General features: G+C 52.5%; 18 protein-coding genes and 1 other RNA gene. 2 read left to right on the forward strand and 17 right to left on the reverse strand.

What is annotated here, in order from left to right; translation table 11 throughout:
• Positions 1–201 precede the first annotated feature (201 nt).
• The 5 genes from MKY74_RS27360 to MKY74_RS27380 all read right to left on the reverse strand — a co-directional run bounded on the left by MKY74_RS27360 (position 202) and on the right by MKY74_RS27380 (position 5,133).
• Positions 202–1,281, reverse strand: coding sequence for an LCP family protein (locus MKY74_RS27360; RefSeq protein WP_076170148.1), 1,080 nt, complete (start codon positions 1,279–1,281; stop codon positions 202–204).
• A 93-nt stretch (positions 1,282–1,374) separates the two neighbouring features.
• Positions 1,375–1,671: a YlaH-like family protein gene (locus tag MKY74_RS27365; RefSeq protein ID WP_076169828.1), complete on the reverse strand. Its 297-nt coding sequence runs from the start codon at positions 1,669–1,671 to the stop codon at positions 1,375–1,377.
• 45 nt (positions 1,672–1,716) lie between these two features.
• Positions 1,717–3,558: a translational GTPase TypA gene (gene typA / locus MKY74_RS27370; protein ID WP_076169827.1), complete on the reverse strand. Its 1,842-nt coding sequence runs from the start codon at positions 3,556–3,558 to the stop codon at positions 1,717–1,719.
• A gap of 151 nt (positions 3,559–3,709) precedes the next feature.
• Entirely contained in the window at positions 3,710–4,219 is a 510-nt protein-coding gene (locus MKY74_RS27375) for a hypothetical protein (RefSeq protein WP_076169826.1), read from the reverse strand.
• A gap of 251 nt (positions 4,220–4,470) precedes the next feature.
• Entirely contained in the window at positions 4,471–5,133 is a 663-nt protein-coding gene (locus MKY74_RS27380) for a TerC family protein (protein ID WP_076169825.1), read from the reverse strand.
• 132 nt (positions 5,134–5,265) lie between these two features.
• Between MKY74_RS27380 and MKY74_RS27385 the strand changes: the two genes are divergently transcribed.
• Entirely contained in the window at positions 5,266–5,955 is a 690-nt protein-coding gene (locus MKY74_RS27385) for a TerC family protein (RefSeq protein ID WP_076169824.1), read from the forward strand.
• Positions 5,956–6,039: 84 nt separating this feature from the next.
• On the opposite strand, the gene thiI is transcribed toward MKY74_RS27385, so the two are convergent.
• The 6 genes from thiI to MKY74_RS27415 all read right to left on the reverse strand — a co-directional run bounded on the left by thiI (position 6,040) and on the right by MKY74_RS27415 (position 11,015).
• The gene (gene thiI / locus MKY74_RS27390) at positions 6,040–7,269 is read right to left on the reverse strand and encodes a tRNA uracil 4-sulfurtransferase ThiI (protein ID WP_076169823.1); all 1,230 of its coding nucleotides are present in this window, start codon (positions 7,267–7,269) and stop codon (positions 6,040–6,042) included.
• Positions 7,266–8,426 (reverse strand): cysteine desulfurase family protein, encoded by a 1,161-nt coding sequence (locus MKY74_RS27395; protein ID WP_076169822.1) that lies wholly within the window; start codon positions 8,424–8,426, stop codon positions 7,266–7,268. Before MKY74_RS27395 ends, thiI begins: the two co-directional genes overlap by 4 nt.
• A 132-nt stretch (positions 8,427–8,558) precedes the next feature.
• A complete protein-coding gene (locus MKY74_RS27400; RefSeq protein ID WP_076170147.1) occupies positions 8,559–9,290 on the reverse strand; it encodes a lytic transglycosylase domain-containing protein in 732 nt (243 codons plus the stop codon).
• A 163-nt stretch (positions 9,291–9,453) separates the two neighbouring features.
• Positions 9,454–10,095 (reverse strand): hypothetical protein, encoded by a 642-nt coding sequence (locus MKY74_RS27405; RefSeq protein ID WP_318672617.1) that lies wholly within the window; start codon positions 10,093–10,095, stop codon positions 9,454–9,456.
• A 58-nt stretch (positions 10,096–10,153) separates the two neighbouring features.
• Positions 10,154–10,372, reverse strand: a complete 219-nt coding sequence (locus tag MKY74_RS27410) for a DUF1540 domain-containing protein (protein ID WP_076169821.1) — start codon at positions 10,370–10,372, stop codon at positions 10,154–10,156.
• A 136-nt stretch (positions 10,373–10,508) separates the two neighbouring features.
• Positions 10,509–11,015, reverse strand: coding sequence for a YpuI family protein (locus MKY74_RS27415; protein ID WP_076169820.1), 507 nt, complete (start codon positions 11,013–11,015; stop codon positions 10,509–10,511).
• A gap of 249 nt (positions 11,016–11,264) precedes the next feature.
• Between MKY74_RS27415 and MKY74_RS27420 the strand changes: the two genes are divergently transcribed.
• Positions 11,265–13,154 (forward strand): S8 family peptidase, encoded by a 1,890-nt coding sequence (locus MKY74_RS27420; protein WP_076169819.1) that lies wholly within the window; start codon positions 11,265–11,267, stop codon positions 13,152–13,154.
• A 513-nt stretch (positions 13,155–13,667) separates the two neighbouring features.
• Here MKY74_RS27420 and rnpB read toward each other — a convergent pair.
• From rnpB to MKY74_RS27450, 6 genes are all read right to left on the reverse strand, one after another.
• Positions 13,668–14,078: RNase P RNA component class A (rnpB, locus tag MKY74_RS27425), an RNA gene on the reverse strand.
• 82 nt (positions 14,079–14,160) lie between these two features.
• The gene (locus MKY74_RS27430; RefSeq protein ID WP_076169817.1) at positions 14,161–15,276 is read right to left on the reverse strand and encodes a Nif3-like dinuclear metal center hexameric protein; all 1,116 of its coding nucleotides are present in this window, start codon (positions 15,274–15,276) and stop codon (positions 14,161–14,163) included.
• Positions 15,252–16,028: a tRNA (adenine(22)-N(1))-methyltransferase gene (locus tag MKY74_RS27435; RefSeq protein ID WP_076169816.1), complete on the reverse strand. Its 777-nt coding sequence runs from the start codon at positions 16,026–16,028 to the stop codon at positions 15,252–15,254. The genes MKY74_RS27430 and MKY74_RS27435 overlap by 25 nt, the downstream gene beginning before the upstream one ends.
• Positions 16,029–16,391: 363 nt before the next feature.
• Positions 16,392–17,525 (reverse strand): RNA polymerase sigma factor RpoD, encoded by a 1,134-nt coding sequence (rpoD, locus tag MKY74_RS27440; RefSeq protein WP_076169815.1) that lies wholly within the window; start codon positions 17,523–17,525, stop codon positions 16,392–16,394.
• A gap of 41 nt (positions 17,526–17,566) precedes the next feature.
• Entirely contained in the window at positions 17,567–19,387 is a 1,821-nt protein-coding gene (gene dnaG / locus MKY74_RS27445) for a DNA primase (RefSeq protein WP_076170145.1), read from the reverse strand.
• A 48-nt stretch (positions 19,388–19,435) separates the two neighbouring features.
• Positions 19,436–19,894, reverse strand: coding sequence for a YaiI/YqxD family protein (locus tag MKY74_RS27450; RefSeq protein WP_076169814.1), 459 nt, complete (start codon positions 19,892–19,894; stop codon positions 19,436–19,438).
• Positions 19,895–19,957 lie beyond the last annotated feature (63 nt).

Here is a 19,957-nt window from a genome sequence, read left to right on the forward strand (position 1 = left end):
TCACTAGGCTTTTTTGCATGGCGCGTCAAAACATACACCGGATTCAGCAGAAGTCGGCACAGAGAGATGAACAGCTGGTTGACGTTGCATTTCATATATTGGAGTCCACTTCGTAACCGTCTCGGACATCGCACTGACCTCCTGTACAGGTTCCATTGTACTCTAGTATATTATATGTCGTCCCAAAACTTGCACCCAACTTTACGGATTCGAGCTTTCATCCGCTGAAGTACCGGCTTCCACGGCAGCCTTGCCGGCAAGCTCGTCCTTCAATGCCTGCTTTGCTTTATCCAGCTCGTCATCGTCTACATACACATAAGGACTTTTCCAGTTGCCGGTAATCGGCATGAATTTGACGTCTTCTTTTTTAATTTTCCAATAGGTTGCAATCATGTTCTTCAATTGATCCTTCTCGATGTCGGTTTCCATGTTGTTATTCATGGCATCCAGCACTCCGCCCAGGCTCGTAACGCCCTTGAACGTCTGCATCTTGTCGATCAGGGAGTGAAGAACTTCGTTCTGTCTGCGGTTGCGGTCAAAATCGTCGGAAGCGTCCGTTCTCGGACGGCAGTTGGACTTCCGGTAGCGCACAAAATCGAGCGCCTGCTTCCCGTTCAGTTCCTGCTCACCCTTCTTCAGGTTGATGTCCGTTCCGTCAGCTTTATCCCGGTAGCACATGTTCTTGTCGACTGTCACGTCAACGCCGCCCAGTGCATCTACCGCATCACGGAAGGCCTGGAAATTCAGCACCGTCACGTAATCGATATCGATGTCCAAATACTTGGAGAACATCGTCTTCATCTCATCGGTCGCCTTGATCCCGGATTGCTTCTCATCGGCCAGGAAATTCGGATAATAGGCATTGGCCTTGTTCTCCCGATAGCCCTTCAGCTCGATCTTGGTATCGCGCGGAACCGACACTAACGTTGCCGATTTCGTATCCGGATTAAAGGCGGCGATCATGATGACGTCAGACAGGTGTGTCTTCGTCTCCGGACGATAGTCCGTTCCAAGCAGCAGCATTGTAATCGGTTTGACCTTGGCGGATTGGGAAGGAGCGACCGGTGCATCTACACCTGTGTCCAGAACGCCATGATCCGCTTTATAGTACAAATATCCCGCGTATCCCGCTACGGCGAGTACAGCTAATATAATCAGAATCAATACGAATTTCAAAAACGTTTTGAACCCGCTTTTCTTCTTTTTCTTCTTTGGAGGCACTTTCCCTTTCGGGGTGCCGCCATGAGATCTTGGAGGTAGACTCGTATTGCTGGGACTCATCTCAAACACCTTTTTCATTTATTTTGAGGTAATCTCTCTATAAACGATGACGACCTTCGTAAAGTTGCAAAGAGCCGGGCCACAGCGGGCGCATTACACCCGCTTGGCAGCCGCTTCGGCTTTCTTCTTCTGCCGCGCTTCCACGAAATAGCGGATGCGCACCGTGAACATCAGAGCTACCGCGACAAGCAGACATTGGATGATCGGAAGCTTGTCGTGCTGAAAAATCAGCAGCATCCCGGAGCCGATGGCCATCAGAATATACAGCAGAATCTCTTTGAGAAGCGGAAGCTTCTGTTTGACCCGAAACACCTTGTTGTATACATAGGTGATCAGCACAAAGATGATGATGTAGGAGATAATCGGATGCGCTGCTAACCAAGCTTGCACGGACAGTTCACTCCTTCCAGAAATGAGGTGAGGACCTTACCCGGATTACATGTTGGCTTCGGCCATCTTGCGGTGCTTCTCGGCACGTTCGCGCTCACTCTTGTTCAGAATCTTCTTGCGCAGACGGACCGATTTCGGCGTGATTTCACAGTACTCGTCGTCATTCAAATATTCAAGCGCCTGTTCAAGTGAGAATAGACGAGGCGTCTTCATTTTTACTGTATCATCTTTTGTCGCGGAACGCACGTTTGTCAGCTGCTTCTCTTTGCAGATATTTACGACGATGTCGTTATCGCGCGTATGCTCGCCAACGATCATGCCTTCATAAATTTCAGTTCCGGGCTCCAGGAACAGGATACCCCGGTCTTCGACGCCCATCATGCCGTAGAAGGTGCTCGTTCCGGTCTCGCTGGAAACCAGCACGCCCTGATGGCGTCCGCCGACTTGGCCGCTGTGCAGCGGACCGTAGCTGTCAAACGCATGGTTCATGACGCCATAACCACGGGTCAGCGTCAGGAAGTGCGTACGATAACCGATCAGACCACGTGCCGGAATCAGGAACTCCAGACGTACCTGACCGTTGCCGGTGTTGACCATGTTCACCATTTCGGCCTTACGGGAACCGAGGCTTTCCATAACCGCGCCCATGCTCTCTTCAGGGACATCGATCAGAAGACGCTCGATCGGCTCCATCTTGGCTCCGTCGATTTCCTTGACGATAACTTCAGGCTTGGAAACCTGCATTTCGTACCCTTCGCGGCGCATGTTCTCGATCAGGATGCCGAGGTGAAGCTCACCGCGTCCCGACACGATAAACGCATCCGGACTGTCCGTCTCTTCAACGCGCAGGCTGACGTCTGTCTCCAGTTCCTTCATCAGACGCTCACGCAGCTTGCGGGACGTAACCCACTTGCCCTCGCGTCCGGCAAACGGGCTGTTGTTGACCAGGAAGGTCATTTGCAGGGTCGGCTCGTCAATCTTAAGAACCGGCAGTGCTTCAGGATGGTTCGGATCGGCGATCGTCTCCCCGATATTGATGTCCTTGATCCCGGCGATCGCGATGATGTCGCCTGCTCCGGCTTCTTCCTGCTCCACACGCTTCAGTCCTTGGAAGCCGAACAGCTTCTCGATCCGGGCGGATTTGCTCTTGCCGTCGCGCATGATGACCGTAACGGCTTGGCCTTGCTTGATCACGCCGCGGTTAACCCGGCCGATCGCAATCCGGCCAAGGTACTCATTGTAGTCCATCAGTGTAACGAGGAACTGGAGCGGCTCATCAACCTTCTCTGTCGGAGAAGGAATGTGCTCGGTAATCGTTTCATACAGGGCAAGCATGTTGTCGTCCTGCTTGTCTGGATCCAGGCTCGAGGTTCCGTTCAGCGCCGAAGCGTAAACGACCGGGAAGTTCAGCTGGTCGTCGTTTGCTTCAAGCTCGATAAAGAGGTCGAGCACTTCGTCAATAACTTCGGCCGGACGGGCTGCCGGACGGTCGATCTTGTTGACGACGACGATCGGCGTCAGATTCGCCTCAAGCGCTTTGCGGAGCACGAATTTGGTCTGAGGCATGCAGCCTTCATATGCGTCAACGACGAGCAGTACGCCGTCGACCATCTTCATAATCCGTTCCACCTCGCCGCCGAAGTCGGCGTGTCCCGGGGTGTCCACAATGTTAATCAGAAAATCTTTATACGTAATGGCCGTGTTCTTGGCCAGGATGGTAATGCCGCGTTCGCGCTCCAAATCGTTGGAGTCCATGGCGCGTTCCTGCAGGTGTTCGTGCTTGGCGAATATCCCCGATTGCTGCAGCAACTGGTCAACCAGGGTCGTCTTGCCGTGGTCAACGTGCGCAATAATCGCAATGTTGCGAATTTTATCTCTTGAATGCATGGCTTTTATCCAGATCCTTTCCCTTTCAAATCGTAACGAAGTCTTTCAACAAATGAAGCGTCAGGCGGTAGCGCCGACGCTTCTACATCCCTTATATTATAATGAAGTTTCAGAAAAAAACAAGTGTTTTACAGAAAATAGAAGGCCTGATTTACCAGCCGCTCTTCCACTTCCGGTTTCTGGATTTCCCCCTTCCGGCAATCAGCCAAATGCCCAAGGCAATCAGAAGCACGGCGAGGATATAGATCACCGCGGTATGAAGAAGGCTGATGAAGAACAGTACCAGCGAAGCCAGTCCCAAAATGACAGAGGCAGGAAGCAAGGAGGACGGACGCGTCTTTTCAAACAGGTAATACTCGTACAGCCCGACCGCGATCCCGAGCAGAAGGGCGGGCCACAAGTAGGACATCAGCCCCCAGCTGATCGTGCTGCACAGTAAAAAGAGCAGCCCGTACACCGTCAAAATACCGCCGGGTACAAGCACCGTTGCACGCGCCCGGTTGCCGAAAAACAGCATATGCAGAACCAGTCCGGGAATCAAAAGGACCAGCGGCCACAGCGTGCGGCCCAAAAAACCGAAAACTCCAAGCTTGCCAAGCAAAATGACGATCCCAGCAATGACAATGAACAGGCCCAGCTTCAAGTCGTTCCTTGAGGACATTCTCCCACCCTCTTCTCTATAGCCGTCCCTTACGCCATACGCAAAAAACGACATATTTTCATCTTTAGTTTATCTGAAACCTGTGAAAAAAACCAGATTGCGCCTGTAATTTTTTAGGCACTGGAGCCCAAAATAACCCCGCAAAGGAAAGGTCCTGCCGCAAGCCCGAATGATTCCAATACTTTGCGATTTTTATGTCCATAACAAGAAAAAAACCGGGTTCAACCCGGTTTTTAACGAGATTGTCCTGCTTATGAGCGCGGCCGCAGCAGCAGCTGCTTGATACCGCCGGAGACGATCACCAAGCCGGCCAATACGCCGGGAATGAGATGGTGGAGTTCCGGCAGAGATGCGGAGAGGAGAGCCCCAAGCCTGTGGTCCTGGAGGAGCATCTCACCGGCTGTATAAGCTAGAATGCCCGCCCCGATGTACACGAGCACCGGGAAACGGTGAAGCCAGGTGACGATCAAATTGCTGCCCCAGACGACGATCGGTATGCTGATCGCAATGCCGATCACGATCAGTGCGAGATCGCCGTTGGCGAGTCCGGCAATGGCCAGTACGTTGTCGAGGCTCATAATGAAATCCGCCGCAAGAATAGTCCTGACCGCTTTCCAAATGGTGGAGGATTCCTGCAGCCGGAGCTCATCCTTGTTTTCGATCAGCAGATTTAAGGCGATCCAGATGAGCATGAACCCGCCGACCGCCTGAACATAAGGGATTTTCAGCAGAATGACCGCAATAAAAGTCAACAAGCACCTTAGGATAACAGCGCCGAGCGCTCCCCACCATACCGCCTGTTTACGCTGCTTCTCCGGCAGGTCCTTGCTCGCCAGAGCAATCACGACGGCATTGTCGCCGCTTAGGACCAAATTGATCATCAGGATCTGAATGAGCAGCCAAATCGATTCCAAAGGTCAACACCCCCACTCTACATCTATGTGGGAGTTGGCCAGGCTATGCTTGACTTCACATGAAAAATTAGCCTATAATGAATCGATTTGCTATTGAACTCCGTATACAGTCATAATAAGGAGTGACCTGACTTGGACAGTGTAACAGAATTTTTAGTTAATTTGATCAAAATCGTCTTTTTGGATTTAATATTGGCTGGCGATAACGCCATCGTAATTGGCCTTGCTGCGAGGAATCTTGCCCCCTCGACTCAGAAAAAGGCTATTTTTTATGGAACCGGAGGCGCAGTCCTGCTTCGGATCATTGCGACGATCGTCGTCGTCTGGCTGCTGAAAGTGCCGTGGCTGCTTGCCGTTGGCGGTATCATGCTCGTATGGATCGCCTACAAGCTGCTGGCCGATAACGACGATCACACGGACATCAAGGCAGGCCAAACGTTATGGGGAGCTGTACGGACTATCATCGTAGCGGATGCCGCGATGGGCCTGGACAACGTGATTGCCGTGGCCGGCGCAGCCGAGCAGAATATCATCCTCGTCATTCTCGGACTGCTTATCAGCGTTCCGATTGTCGTTTGGGGAAGCACCCTGTTTATTAAGCTGATTAACAAGTTTCCATGGATTATTTACCTTGGTTCGGCGGTACTCGGTTACACGGCATCCAACATGATTACGGAAGAAAAGCGGTTTGCTCCGTTTTTTGAACAATATCCGGTTCTCCGGGTGCTGTTTATCGTGATCGTCGTCATAGCCATTCTTGCCCTCGGATACCTGAAACGCGCGTCGATGAAGAAACGGAAAGACGAACATTCGTATAGTTAGAACACACATATCCGGCTTGTTGTCATACAAAAGGAGGCTCTTCAATGAAGAGCCTCCTTTTTTTGTTTCCTAATCCTCTGAGTTTTAGAACCAATCCTCGTTAACGCCGCCTGCTTCTTCTTCCTCTCCAATCACATAATCCTTGGTGAGCACCAAAGTTTCGGTCCGCTCAAAGGCGTCTTGGATCAGCTCAGGGAGCTTCTCGATCGACGCCTCTACGTTCTCGACAACCCGCAAATTCGGATTCGTCGTCGGTGACTTGGGCACGAACAGCGTGCAGCAGTCTTCATAAGGAAGAATCGAGGTTTCGTATGTGCCGATCTCTTTGGAAATCCGGATGATCTCGTTTTTGTCCATCATGATCAGCGGCCGCAGAAGCGGCAGCTCGGTCGCCCGGCCGATCACGTTCATGCTTGGCAGGGTTTGGCTGGCGACCTGCCCGAGGCTGTCTCCGGTAACGATCGCAAGTGCCCCTTCACGCTTGGCCAGCAGTTCGGCAATTCTGAGCATCGAACGCCGCATCAGGGTAATGATCAAATTGTCCTGTCCAATGCCCGTAAAGGACGTCTGCACTTCGGTAAACGGCACCAGATGAATCTTGATCTCCCCTGCATAACCTGAGAGCACCTTCGCCAGCTCGATGACCTTCTCTTTGGCGAGCCGGCTTGTAAACGGGTAGCTGTAGAAGTGAACGCACTCCACTTCCAGCCCTCTGCGCATGGAGGACCACCCTGCGACCGGGCTGTCGATTCCGCCGGAGAGGAGCAGCATGGCCTTGCCGTTGCTTCCCCGCGGAAATCCGCCGACGGCGGGAATCGTCTGACAGAATATATAGGTTCCCTGCTCGCGGATCTCCACATTCAGGGTGAGCTCGGGATCCTTCATGCTCACTTTTAACAGGGGATACTTCTTCAGCAGCGGCGCACCCACCAGATGGTTCATCTCATGGGACGAGTGCGGGAAAGCCTTCCACACTCTGCGGGCATGAACCTTAAAGGTGACCTCTTCCTCCATGTCCATCTGCCCGATAAATGCTGATGAAGCTTCCAAAATAGAATCCAGCTCCGTAGAGCTGACAACTACCGGGCTGATCGACGTCAGCCCGAATATTTTTTGGAGCGAGGCGATCAGTGGTTCCACCTCTTCCCCGTTCAGTTCAACGTACAGTCTTCCGTATTCCTTGCGAATTTTCGCTTTGGGAAAATCCTTAAGAACGGACCGGATATGCGAGATCACCGCATTTTCGAAGCGCCCCCGGTTTTTTCCCTTGAGTGTAATTTCTCCATAACGGAGCAGAAGCATATCATATTTCAATGGATTTCATTCCTTCCTGTCATTAAAGGCGTCAGCCGTTCGACCGCATCCTGAAGCGCGTTCTTCAACCGCTCTACATCATTCTTGGTGTTGGTAAGTCCCATGCTGATCCGGATTGCGCTGGAGGCCTCATCCTCGCTCCGTCCCATGGCAAGCAGGACACGGCTTGGCTCCGCCGTCTTGGAAGAGCAGGCCGATTTGGTGGACACGAGCATGCCGTGCTCCTCAAGCGAATGCAGAAGGACCTCGGCTTTCATTCCGGAAAAGGACACGTTAACGATATGCGGCGCCCCGTCTTCGTCGCTGTTCAGCGCAAGGGCCGGTATCGTTCGGATAAATGCGAGCAATTCGTCCCGCAGCGCCCCGACCTGCTCACTGAAAGTCCCTAACTGCTCTTTAGCCATCCGCATGGCTTTCGCCATGGCGACGATCCCCGGATAATTTTCCGTCCCCGAGCGCATGCCGGACTCCTGCTTGCCTCCCGACAGCAGCGGATGAAGCTGAACGCCTTCCCTGCGAAATAATACGCCGGCTCCTTTGGGACCGCGGAGTTTGTGTGCGGATAACGTATATAAGTCTGCCTGCCACGCCTGCAGGTCGACAGGGAGCTTGCCGAAGCCCTGAACACCGTCCACATGGAACAGGGTCAGCGGGTTGCACTGTTTAATGATCCGCCCCGCCGCCTCCAGCGGCTGCACGGCTCCGGTCTCATTGTTGACATGCATGATGCTGACCAGGATGGTGTCCTTTCTAATGAGGCTGCGCAGCTGGTCAGGATTGATCCGGCCTTTCTGGTCCACATCAAGAAAGGTTACCTCGAATCCGTGTTCCCGAAGATATAAACAGCTGTCGTAGACGGACGGATGCTCCGTTGCAGTTGTTATGATGTGCTTACCCCTGCCGGCATATTGAAAGGCTGTACCTTTAATGGCCATATTGTTGCCTTCCGTTGCGCCTGAGGTCAAGATGATCTCGGCCGGTTTAACACCAAGGGCGGCGGAGCATACTTCCCGGGAACGCTTGATTAGCTTGGCAGCGTCCTCGCCCATCCGGTGAATGGATGAAGGATTGCCGTAATGCTGTCTCATCACTTCCGCCATCGTCTGGATCACTTCTTCGTAGGGTGGCGTACTTGCCGCATGGTCCCAATAAATCATCACGTTTCCTCCTTTACACGGATCACCCGAAGCAATATAAAGAGATCAAACATCGGAAGAAGCGCTTCATATCGAGCCGCTTCCCGTTCTCCCGAGTTTGATCCCGTAACTTAAAACGCTATGCGATTGGTATTAACCTTCATATTTTGCCCTGGCATCCGCAATTTTACGGATATAGTTCCTTGTTTCTGCAGGAAGCCGGTCCAATTGCTGCATCAATTCGGCATCGGTCGATACTCCGAGTTTGAGCACCCGGTTAGGCCCCGCATTGTATGCCGCCAGCGCCATATTTTCCTGCCCACCGAAGCGGCTCAGCTGATACGAAAGGTATTTCGTGCCGGCATCGATGTTCTGCGCCGGGTCGAACGGATCGCTGACCCCGAGTCCTTGCGCCGTGCCGTCCATCAGCTGCATCAGGCCTTTGGCCCCCGCAGAAGATACGACATTCGGATTAAAGGTGGACTCCGTCTCGATGACGGCCTTGATTAGCGATTCGGACACACCGTACTTGCGGCTTGCCTGTTCAATCAAGTCGTTGTAAGCGGTCGATTTGCCGGAGCCGGAATCGGAATGAGCCGGCTTGGACACTTCGTCAACATGTTCCACCGGCGAGGTATTCGCCTCTCCCAGCTGCTGCCACAGCAGACCGTCACTCCACGATACGCCGGGCACCGTCGGTTGTACGGAAGCATCGATTTCTGCAGCTGCCGCGCTGGAGTCATCCAGCAGCTGGTTCAGAATAACACCAAAATCAGAGGTGCTGCCATTCTCGATAATGTCCTGGAGAAGCTCGTCTCTATTTTGAATACGGCTGTTGTCCTGCATTGCCAACAACTGCTGCGCTGCAGCCGGATCGATTTGCATCATCTCAAACCTCATTTTCCTTCATAATCTCGTCCATGCGGATTGGATTTATTTTACCATGATTCCGCCGTCTTGCGCCAGACCTCTTCCAAAAAACGCTGACATGAAAAAAGCGCCCTCAGCCGCTTCATCAGCGGCCAAAGACGCTTTATGCCCGTTTGATTTACCGTGCGAATGGAACCAGCACAAAGTAGCTGATCGTCGCCAAAATGCCGAGTCCCATCGCCCATCCGCCCCATACCTTGCTGCCTTGGCTGTACGCATAAAAGCCAATGACCGCAGCCAGCGGGCCCAGGATAATGGACCACATAAACAAGGACAGGACGCCGAAGCCTACACCGACATAACCGGCTGTACGTCCATAGTTTTGAACGGCGTTCCGGTTTTCGGCATCATCCGAGGTACGGACCTCGTCCCTGCGGACCGATGGTGCCGGAGCTACTTCTGCCGCGTACTCCTCGCGATCTTTTTTGTACAAATCCGTTCTCTTCACAGCGGCATCCGCCTTCCGGTCGTCCCGGACCGAATATCCGGCCTCACGGCTTGTGACTTCAGGGGATGTTACCTCTGAGGCATACTCCTCTTTATGGGCGTCCCTGCGCGGGTAATCGGTACGGATCCGTGTGGCGATCGCCTGCCGGAACTCGTTATCCCGGGTTGCAGAGGGAGTAGTACCCGCTTCAGCTGCATATTCTTCTCGGTGATTCGTGCGGGAAACGTTATTCGTTGAAACGGGAGTGATTCCTTGTCCTGCGAATGGGCTGTCCGTCTTGTGTTCCTGTTCACGTTTGTTGAATTCATCCATGATTAGAAGCCTCCTCACGACAGATGGATAAGTGCATAAATGGAGTCGGGCGCTTGAATTAAGAAGTTTTGGGCTTGAAGGTCAGACAGCAGGTAGCCGAAGAATTTACAGCCCGGTCTTTGTGCTCTCCAAGCTCGCTGCCGTACTCCTCGCTGTACTTGGCGGAGGCGTGCTTGTCGATTTCGATCAGGATTTGCTCGGCTTTGCAGACGTTCTCTTCACCCCAGTAGCTGCAGTTGCTGACGCTGCATTTTACGTAGGTTCTTGGATCCTTCATTATTTATCACCTCAAGCTTCATTGTCCCCTGCTCCATATCGGCGTATCCCTGCTGCATCTTGTCAGTTGATGGTCGTCATGAGGAAAATAAAAAAAGATGCCATCATCAGGCATCTTTGGTGTAATCGTATAAGGTTTAAGCGTGCGAACGCTGGTTGTGCATCCGGCGCTCCGTTAAATAATCGCTTTCGTAATAAGTCAGATCGTCCCGAAGCTCTTCATATACTTTGGTGATATCGAGAATGATGTCTCTTACCGGCCGAACCGGTTTTACCCGGAAACGGATAGCGTCCTGTCCCGTGTATGCATAACGCCCATCTTCGGAATAGCTTTCGCTTTTCGGATAAAAGAAGTTGTTAACGCAATGATGATACACATTATAGAGAGCTTTTTCAGCAAAATCAGTGTCAAAATTGGCACGGCGCAACGCAATTCCCAGTTTCTCGGCTGATACTTCGGAGAAAACCAGAAGATGCCGCAGGTCAGACAAAAATCCTTTGTAAAATTGCAGCGTTTCCTCATTATTGTCTGGCGCAAGCTGCGGAATCGAATTCTCATTGAGGAATTGTTCCAGTTTCTCGATCGCGGATTTCAGCTTCTCTTTCGTGGTCTCACACAATTTTTGAACATTACCTGCTGACATAGCTAATTAGCTCCCCCTTAATTTGTTCCTTTCGGTCCTGGAGAGGATCCGAAATTTCATCACCATCGTTTGAAGCAAGGATCAATTTTCATGTACTATCCTAACATAAAACAAACTGGAACGGTATCCCTTTCTGGTCACGATTTGGACGAATTGAGCAGGTTTTTGCCTGAGTCGGCCGCCGGGGTATAAAATAGCTTCCCATTTCTCACGCTAAAGGTACTTATCATTCTCAAGGAGGTACTTTTTATGTCGAAAGGAAAATGGGTGGGCATCGGAACGGCAACCGTTTGCGGCGCGCTCGCGTTATTTTTGCTGCTCCCGCGCTCGGACAGCCGGCAGCAGGCCGCCGAATCCCCTCCGGTCCCGGCTCCGCATCAGGAGCATCGTTTAAAGAAGAGCATGATGGCGCAGGATATCGCTTCAACCGACCATTTGACCCGGCTGGATGCGAGACAGCATCTGACGGCGATGCTGAACAATCTGGACAGCGCAAAGCCAAAGCAGATTACCGATTATGTACGAAATTTGCAGAAAACTCATGACCATATTTCCATGCTGGTGTGGCAGGATCCTAAGCTGAATCAACCGCTTAAATTTGCCAAAAAAGAAGACTCTTGGACCTCCCAGGACAGGAAAAGGCTGGATCATTATTTAAGTATAGCCAAGCAGCAGGTAAAGAATCACCAGACGTACCAGTCCCCCTCCTTCAAAATGGCGGGCAAGCAGTATTTCGTCATCGCAGAACCGTCGGCCAAAAGCAATCAGAGCGTCATCGCCTTAATGAATCAAAAAATACTGCTCGACGTGGAAAATCATCAGAAGAAAAACCTGCGGCTGATCCCCTACCCGAGAGAGGGCAAATTTAAAGTCGAATCGGTTCACGCCGACACGCTGCGCGATTTGACCGTCAAGACGGGACATGATAACGAAAACGCAAGCCACTTCTACGAGAACGAAATCGTCGTCCGCTTCCGCCAGGACCCGTCTCCGGACGAGATGAACCGGATCAAAGGTGACGTCAAAGCGGAATCCGCCCGAAAACTCGGATATGCTTACGTCTTCCGTTCCAGTACGATGGATTACAGCCAGTTGAAAGTATATTTCTTAAACCACTGGAATCCGCATTATGTAGAGCCGCATTATTTATATTTAACCAACGATACCGTGCCGGAAACAGGCAGCCTTCCGAACGTGCCGAATGACCTGCTGTTTGCGAAGTACCAGTGGAACCTCCCAGCGATCGAAACGAACCAGGGCTGGGATTTATCCAAAGGAAGCAACGATGTTATTGTCGGTATCGTGGACACCGGTGCAGACATTAACCATCCGGATCTTCAAGGCCAGCTGCTGTCCGGCTACAACGTCGTGGATCCCGGCAGCGACCCGCTGGACGATGTAGGTCACGGCACGCATGTGGCCGGCATCATCGGGGCCGTCGTCAACAATAATGAAGGCGTGGCCGGTATCAGCTGGTATAACAAAATATTGCCGGTGAAGGCGCTCGATAAATCCGGATCGGGCACGACTTATTCGGTGTCGGAAGGCATCATCTGGGCGGCGGATCATGGAGCCAAAGTCATTAATCTGAGCTTGGGCAACTACGCCGATTCCCAGTTCCTGCACGATGCGGTGAGATACGCCTACGACAAGGACGTCGTGCTCGTTTCCGCGGCAGGGAACGACAACACCGAGCGGCCGGGCTTCCCTGCGGCCTATCCCGAAGTACTCGCCGTTGCTGCGACCGATGCGAACATGAAGAAAGCCTCCTATTCCAATTACGGGGATTATATCGACGTAGCCGCGCCTGGGACGAGCATTGCCAGCACCTATCCGGGTAACCAGTACGCCGCCCTGTCCGGTACGTCGATGGCCAGTCCGCATGTCGCTGCCATGGCCGCGCTGATCCGCTCGCGGAACCCGGACTTGACCAATAAACAAGTGATGGACATTATGTGCCAAAGCACCATTGATCTTGGGCCGAAAGGACATGACAAATATTACGGCAACGGTCAAATTGATATCTATAGAGCGCTGCAGGCAGCAGGTGGCGGCAATTCTCCGCTTCAGCTGTGGCCTCAGCATGTACAGAACCAGATGAATTCGATCATGGGCAGTGAGAGCATGAAAACCAAATAAATTCCGGCAAAAAAAGGCAATCCGCCCCTTTCAGGAGCGGGTTGCCTTTTTTAAAGCAGAAGTTACCGTGTACGTTTGGCTCTCGACTTGCGGGCTGCGCGTTTCGGACCTCTGTAAGCGGAAACGGTACCTACAATGTTTTCTTCGCGAACGACATAGTTATAGCAGTGTTTAGGGACGGGGACACAGTGATGTCTTTTTACAATTTCAACCGTGTGGACAATCGGAACGACCTGCGGATAGTAATAATCTTGATAAACCACAGTCGGATCGGTATAAACCGGATCTGCAGGAGGACAATTAAAGCAGTGGCTCATTCGATAAGCATCTCCCTTCATAAATTTAATATAGTCTATTATGGAGATCCTAATCGGGATTGTACGTCTGTCCTTAGCTGAAAGGTATCCGTCTAAAACAGGCTTGGCCCGGTGACCGGACAGCAAAAAGGCGGTATCCCGTAAAATTACGGGATACCGCCTTGATTACGTCATCCTAATAAGAACTGTTGGCAGTTAGGAAAGTTTTACGTAAGCCGGGTTCTGTGCTCGTCGTGGTGCATTCGGGAACTACCCTCCCACGGATAAGCGACAATCATCTATCTAGGCCAACCATTACTGATTGGCTCCAGCGACCAACCCGAACGCGCCTCGGGCAAAGGCTGCTTCTCGAAGAAGCTGCGTTCCATTAGGTCTTGCTCCAGGTGGGGTTTACCAGGAACGAAGTCACCAACGCTCCTCGGGGTCTCTTACACCTCGGTTCCATCCTTGCCTGTGCTGCTGCAAGCAGCAGCCATCGGCGGTCCATTTCTGTGGCACTATCCTTCAACTCGCGCTGACTGGACGTTATCCAGCACCCTGCCCTACGGAGCCCGGACTTTCCTCTCGCGGCGCCTTACGCGCCGCCAGCGATTGTCTGTCAAACTTTCCGGACAACAAAAAATATTATACTAGGAATTGCCGCCGGACACAATGGCAAATGCCTATTAATTTAACGGAAATTACCGTTTTTACATAAAGCGGAACGGCTCGGTGTTGATTTGGGACGCGGCGACTTTCGTATCATAGCGGCTGTCCGACAGCTTGGCCTGCAGCCATTCGGCTGTTTTGGCCTTCATGATTTTCTCGGCATTGTGCCCCGGATCGATCAGGGCAATCCCGGCCATTAGCGCATCCTGCGCGGTGTGATAATCGATGTCTCCGGTCACGAGCACGTCAGCCCCGCGGAATATCGCGGAATTCACGTAGCGGCTGCCAGATCCGCCAAGAACGGCGGCCTTGCCGATCATACGGTTCAAGTCGCCAACGACCCGGACATGCGGCACATCCAGCTTTTCCTTGACCACGTCGACGAATTCGGCCAGCGTCACCGGTTCCCGAAGCTTCCCTACCCGGCCAAGCCCGTAACTGCGCCCTTTCAAGTCAACCGGATACAGATCGTAAGCCACCTCTTCATAAGGATGCGCCTTGATCATTGCCTGAACGATCTTGTTTCGGATCCCTTGAGGGACGATGGTCTCGATCCGAACCTCTTCCACCTGCTCCAGCTTCCCTGGCTTGCCGATATAAGGTTCCGTTCCTTCCTGTGGCAAAAAGGTGCCCGTGCCCTGCACGTTAAAGCTGCAGTGGCTGTAATTACCGATAGCACCGGCTCCTGCGTCCAGCATGGCGGTCCGGACCTTGTCGGCATGGGCAGCCGGAACAAACACGACCAGCTTGTACAGCTTCTCGGCATGCACCTCATCCAGCGGTACGCCGTCCGCAATGCCAAGCACTTCAGCCATCCAGTCGTTCATGCCTCCCTCGGCAATATCGAGATTGGTGTGGCTGATATAGACGGCGATGTCATGCTTGATCAGCTTCTCATACATTTTTCCCATCGGGTTGTCGGTCTGAAGCTGTTTGAGCGGACGGAAAATGATGGCGTGATGCGCTACGATCAAATCCGCGCCCATCGCAATAGCCTCCTCGACCACCTCGTCATTGACATCCAGCGCCACCAGCACGCTCCGGATCTCCTTCTGCAGGCTGCCCAGCTGCAGCCCGATCCGGTCGTCCGGCACCGCCAAGTGCTTGGGGGCCAGCTGCTCCATATATTGAATTACCGTTTGTCCTTTTGCAAACATGCAAGCACCTCCCTGATTTGTTTCATTTCCTCGGTCAGTTCTCTGGCCTTGGCTGCAGCAGAAGGTAGCTTGGAGGACGACACGGACTTCAGGATGCCTTCCATCTTCACCAGTTCGCCCTGCCATTTGGCCACAAACACTTCATTTGGCTGCTCCAGCAGCCAAGGACCCATGCGGATCAACAGCTCCCTCGAAAGGATTACGTCCCCGCTGGCTTCCCCGGCTTTCCATGAGCGCTCCCGGTACAACTCCTCATTCGACCGTAGGGGTGATGAATGCTCCGGTACAGCTGTCAAAATCTCATATATTTTGCCGTCTTCCTCGATAATCATCTCGGACACCAGCACCCAGGCATGATCGAGCAGCCACCGGCGCAGCAAATCTTCGCCGACGTTCGGCTGCAGGATGAGCCGCTTCACCCCGGACAGTTTGTCCTGCCCCTCGTTTAAAATGCTCGCGATCAGGCTTCCGCCCATGCCGGCGATCGTAATCACATCCACTTCCCCCGGCGAAATGACCGCCAGACCGTCTCCGAGCCGCACCGAAATGTACTCACCCCGTCCAGCTTCGGCCACCTGCTTGGCCGCCGCCTGTAGCGGGCCTTGGTTGACTTCTCCCGCCACGGCTTTTATAGCTCTCCCCGCCTCAACGGCTGCTACCGGAAGAAGCGCGTGGTCCGAGCCAATATCCGCGAGGCGGCTTCCATCGGGAATTTGCTCCATAATAAGCTGTAATCTTCTTGATAATTTCATATGTCCACCGTCACCATCAGTTATTTTTATCCCTTCCTTTACCCTACCAAACGGCAGGTCCTTTCTGCAAATCGGCAGCGGCAGAAGCGGAAGCGGCCCCCTGCAATATACACTTCCAATCTTTGGATAAATGTCCAGATCATTTGCATTGGCTCGTTAAAAGCGCTAAAATAAAAACAAATTAAGGAAATAATTCTAAAAGAAAACAGAACTTACAAGCAGGCTGTCCGGCCGAAGCCTAAGAAATACATAGCCTGCTCGCTGCGATATAAGAAAGCCCAACCTCCAAAGCTTATATCCAATCTTATATCTAAAAAAAGGACCTTGCTGGCGGCACGCCGCAGAAGGTCCAAGTTGGTTTCGCTATTCGAGAAAATCCTTAAGCCGTTTGCTGCGGCTTGGATGGCGAAGCTTCCGGAGCGCTTTGGCTTCGATTTGGCGAATCCGTTCACGGGTAACGCCAAACACTTTGCCCACTTCCTCAAGCGTCCGGGTCCGGCCGTCATCCAGACCGAAACGAAGCCGGAGCACATTCTCCTCACGTTCAGTCAGCGTATCGAGCACGTCTTCCAGCTGTTCCTTCAGCAGCTCGTAGGCCGCCGCATCCGCAGGAGCAAGCGCCTCCTGATCCTCGATAAAATCCCCCAGGTGGGAATCATCCTCTTCCCCGATCGGCGTCTCAAGCGACACCGGCTCTTGGGCAATCTTCATGATTTCCCGGACCTTCTCCACACTGAGTTCCATCTCGGCCGCGATTTCTTCCGGCGTTGGTTCGCGCCCCAATTCCTGCAGCAGCTGACGGGATACCCGAATCAGCTTGTTGATCGTTTCCACCATATGAACCGGAATCCGGATCGTTCTCGCTTGGTCCGCGATCGCGCGCGTAATGGCCTGGCGAATCCACCAAGTGGCATACGTACTGAATTTGAACCCTTTGTTATGGTCAAATTTCTCAACGGCCTTGATCAGGCCCATGTTGCCTTCCTGAATCAAATCAAGGAAGAGCATGCCGCGGCCGACGTAGCGTTTGGCGATACTGACAACGAGACGCAGGTTCGCTTCAGCCAGCCGGCGCTTCGCTTCCTCGTCCCCGTTCATAATCCGCTTAGCCAGTTCCACCTCATCGTCAGCGGACAAGAGAGGCACCCGGCCGATTTCCTTGAGATACATCCGTACGGGATCGTTGATCTTAATGCCTGGCGGCAAAGACAGGTCATCGTCAAAATTAAAGTCGTCGTTGTCGCTACCTTCATGGTCGTCGCCTTGACGCAAATTGCTGACTTCCTCGTCATTCTCATTGACCACTTCAATACCCAAATCGCCCAGATGCTCATAGAACTCATCCATCTGTTCAGGGTCTTGGTCGAACGGCGATAGTTTTTCCATAATATCTTTGTAATTCAGTGACGATCTCTTTTTACCCTGCTCAATCAGCTGATCCTTTACCTGATCAAGCGTAAATTCTGTCTCTAGTTCAGTATGCTGATCATTCGCCATATTTCGACTCCCTCCTCCCTAGAAACCATCGAAGCCAACGATTACTGTCTCTCTAGGGCTATAATCTCACTTGCAATTTGTGCAGCACGCAAAAAGTCTCCGGACCGTTCGGCAGATATCATTTCTTCTTTCTTCTGCTCTATTTTCCGTTGTTGCGGGACCTTTTGTACCTCCCGAATGCAATCATCCAGCTCTTGCACGCTCCACTCCCGCGGCATATCCATCATGGAGATGGAGCTGACGGTTTTCTCGAGGCGATCGTCGTGGAGCGACGACATAAACCGGCTGATATCCGGTGATTTGCCCTGTGCATAATAGGCATATAGATAAGCAGCAATCGCTGCATGATCATCAATGTTAAACGCGTCCCCAAGCCGTTCTTCCACGTAGCGGGCGGCCTCGGCATCCTGCAGCATCATGGCTAAAAGGCGACGTTCTCCGGTATGATAAGCCGGCAGTAATGTCGGGGCGGGAACATGCCCTTTTTTATGCCTACCATTATTCCACCTTTTGTCGTTATTATCCCCATCCGGCATGTTTTTTTGCATCGACTGGCGGATCTCGTTGCAATCCTGCTTCAAGCTGTCAAAGGAAAGCTGCAATTCTGAAGATAATTCCCTTAAATATACTTCCCGTTCGGTGGAAGAAGGCAGCACCGCGATGATGGGCAGGACTTCCTTCGTGTAGGCGATTTTTCCATCTTCTTCTAGGAGTATATGGTTTTTTTTCAGATATATAAGCTTAAATTTTGTAGTTGAAACGGCGCCCTCGATAATCTGCCGCATGAACCGTTCCGCCCCGTATTTACGGATGAATTCGTCAGGATCCAGCCCATCGCTGAGCACCGCGATCCTGATGTTCAGCCCCACGTTTTCAAGCAGCGGAATCACCTTCATTGCCGCAGCTTGTCCGGCCCGGTCTCCGTCGTAACACACCAGCACTTCGTCCGCCATCGTCTTCATCAGAGAGGCGTGATTCTCCGTTAAGGACGTCCCCATCGTGGCTACGCCGTTCTGAACCCCTGCCTCCCATGCCGAGATCACGTCCCCGTATCCTTCAAAAAGAACGATCTGCCGCGATTTGCGAATGGACGGTCTGGCCTGATGCAGGTTGTACAGCGTCCGGCTTTTGTTAAAGAGCTTGCTCTCAGGCGAATTCAAATACTTCGGCTGCCCTTCGCCGAGAATCCTGCCGGCGAAAGCGATCACCTTGCCGCTGCGGTCATGGATCGGAAACATGATCCGGTCCCGGAAACGGTCCAAGTAATCCCCGCCGTCACTGCGCTTGGTCAGCAATCCGCCCTTCTCCGCCTCTTCGAGATCAAAGGAGCGCCTGGACAGAAACTGGACCAGCGTATTCCACGTATCCGGAGCGTACCCGATCTGGAACAAATCGATCATCTTGTCAGTGAAGCCCCGCTGCCGCAAATAATCCATGGCTGCCTTGCCATGCTCCGTATTTTTCAGTAAATAGTGATAAAACTTCGCTGTCCATTCGTAGGCCTGAAGCAGGCGGTCTCTCTCGGGATTCGGCTGATGCGCCGGTCCCCCCAGCCCTTCCGGTACCGCGATGTGGCTCTCTTCCGCCATGACTTTAACGGCTTCGGGAAAAGATAATCCTTCGATTTCCATCCTGAATTTGATGGCATTTCCACCCTTGCCGCAGCCGTAGCAGTAAAAGATTTGCCGCTCAGGCGTGACCGTGAAAGACGGTGTTTTCTCCGAATGAAACGGGCAGAGGCCTTTCATGTATTTCCCCTGCTTGGTCAGATGAACGTACCTGCTTACCGTATCGACGATATCATGCTGCTCCAGCACCGCGTCGATGACCTTCTCCGGAATGCTTCCATGTCCGGCACTCATCATAACCACCTTCATCTCTTTTTGCACGTAAAATATAATTCGCTATCGTTATACGTTCTCCTGCAAATCCTGCAAAAGTTTTGTCAGTTTCTGTTGAAAAATTCTTTTATCCTCCGCCGTGATCGGTTTCGGACCTTTGGAATGCTTGCCGTTCCTACGCGCTTTGGCCTGATGGTGCCTGCGGTCGAGCATAAACTCGATGTCCTCGTTATGAAACTGCATGCCCCGAAAGGAGAGCACATAGCAATGTTTCGACAAGGCCAAGGCGGCCAGTCCGTAGTCCTGGGTAATCACAACGTCCCCCCGGCGGATATGATTGGCGATGTATAGGTCGGCGCTCTGATCGCTCCGGTCCACCTGAACGGTCCGCACACCCTCCCCGGCCTGGATCAAGTGATCGAACGAAGAGACCATCAGCACAGGAACGCCCAAAGCCTTAGCCGCTGCGGCAATCTCCTGTTTCACCGGACAGGCATCGCCGTCCACAACGATTTGTCTGTCATCCATAGCCGATTCGAGCCCACCTGTCATTCTTGGTATTCCGTACTATTATATACGAGCCTGTCCTAT

It is taken from the genome of Paenibacillus sp. FSL R5-0378, from assembly GCF_038009285.1.
In the GTDB taxonomy this organism is placed as follows: Bacteria; Bacillota; Bacilli; order Paenibacillales; family Paenibacillaceae; genus Paenibacillus_AQ; species Paenibacillus_AQ favisporus.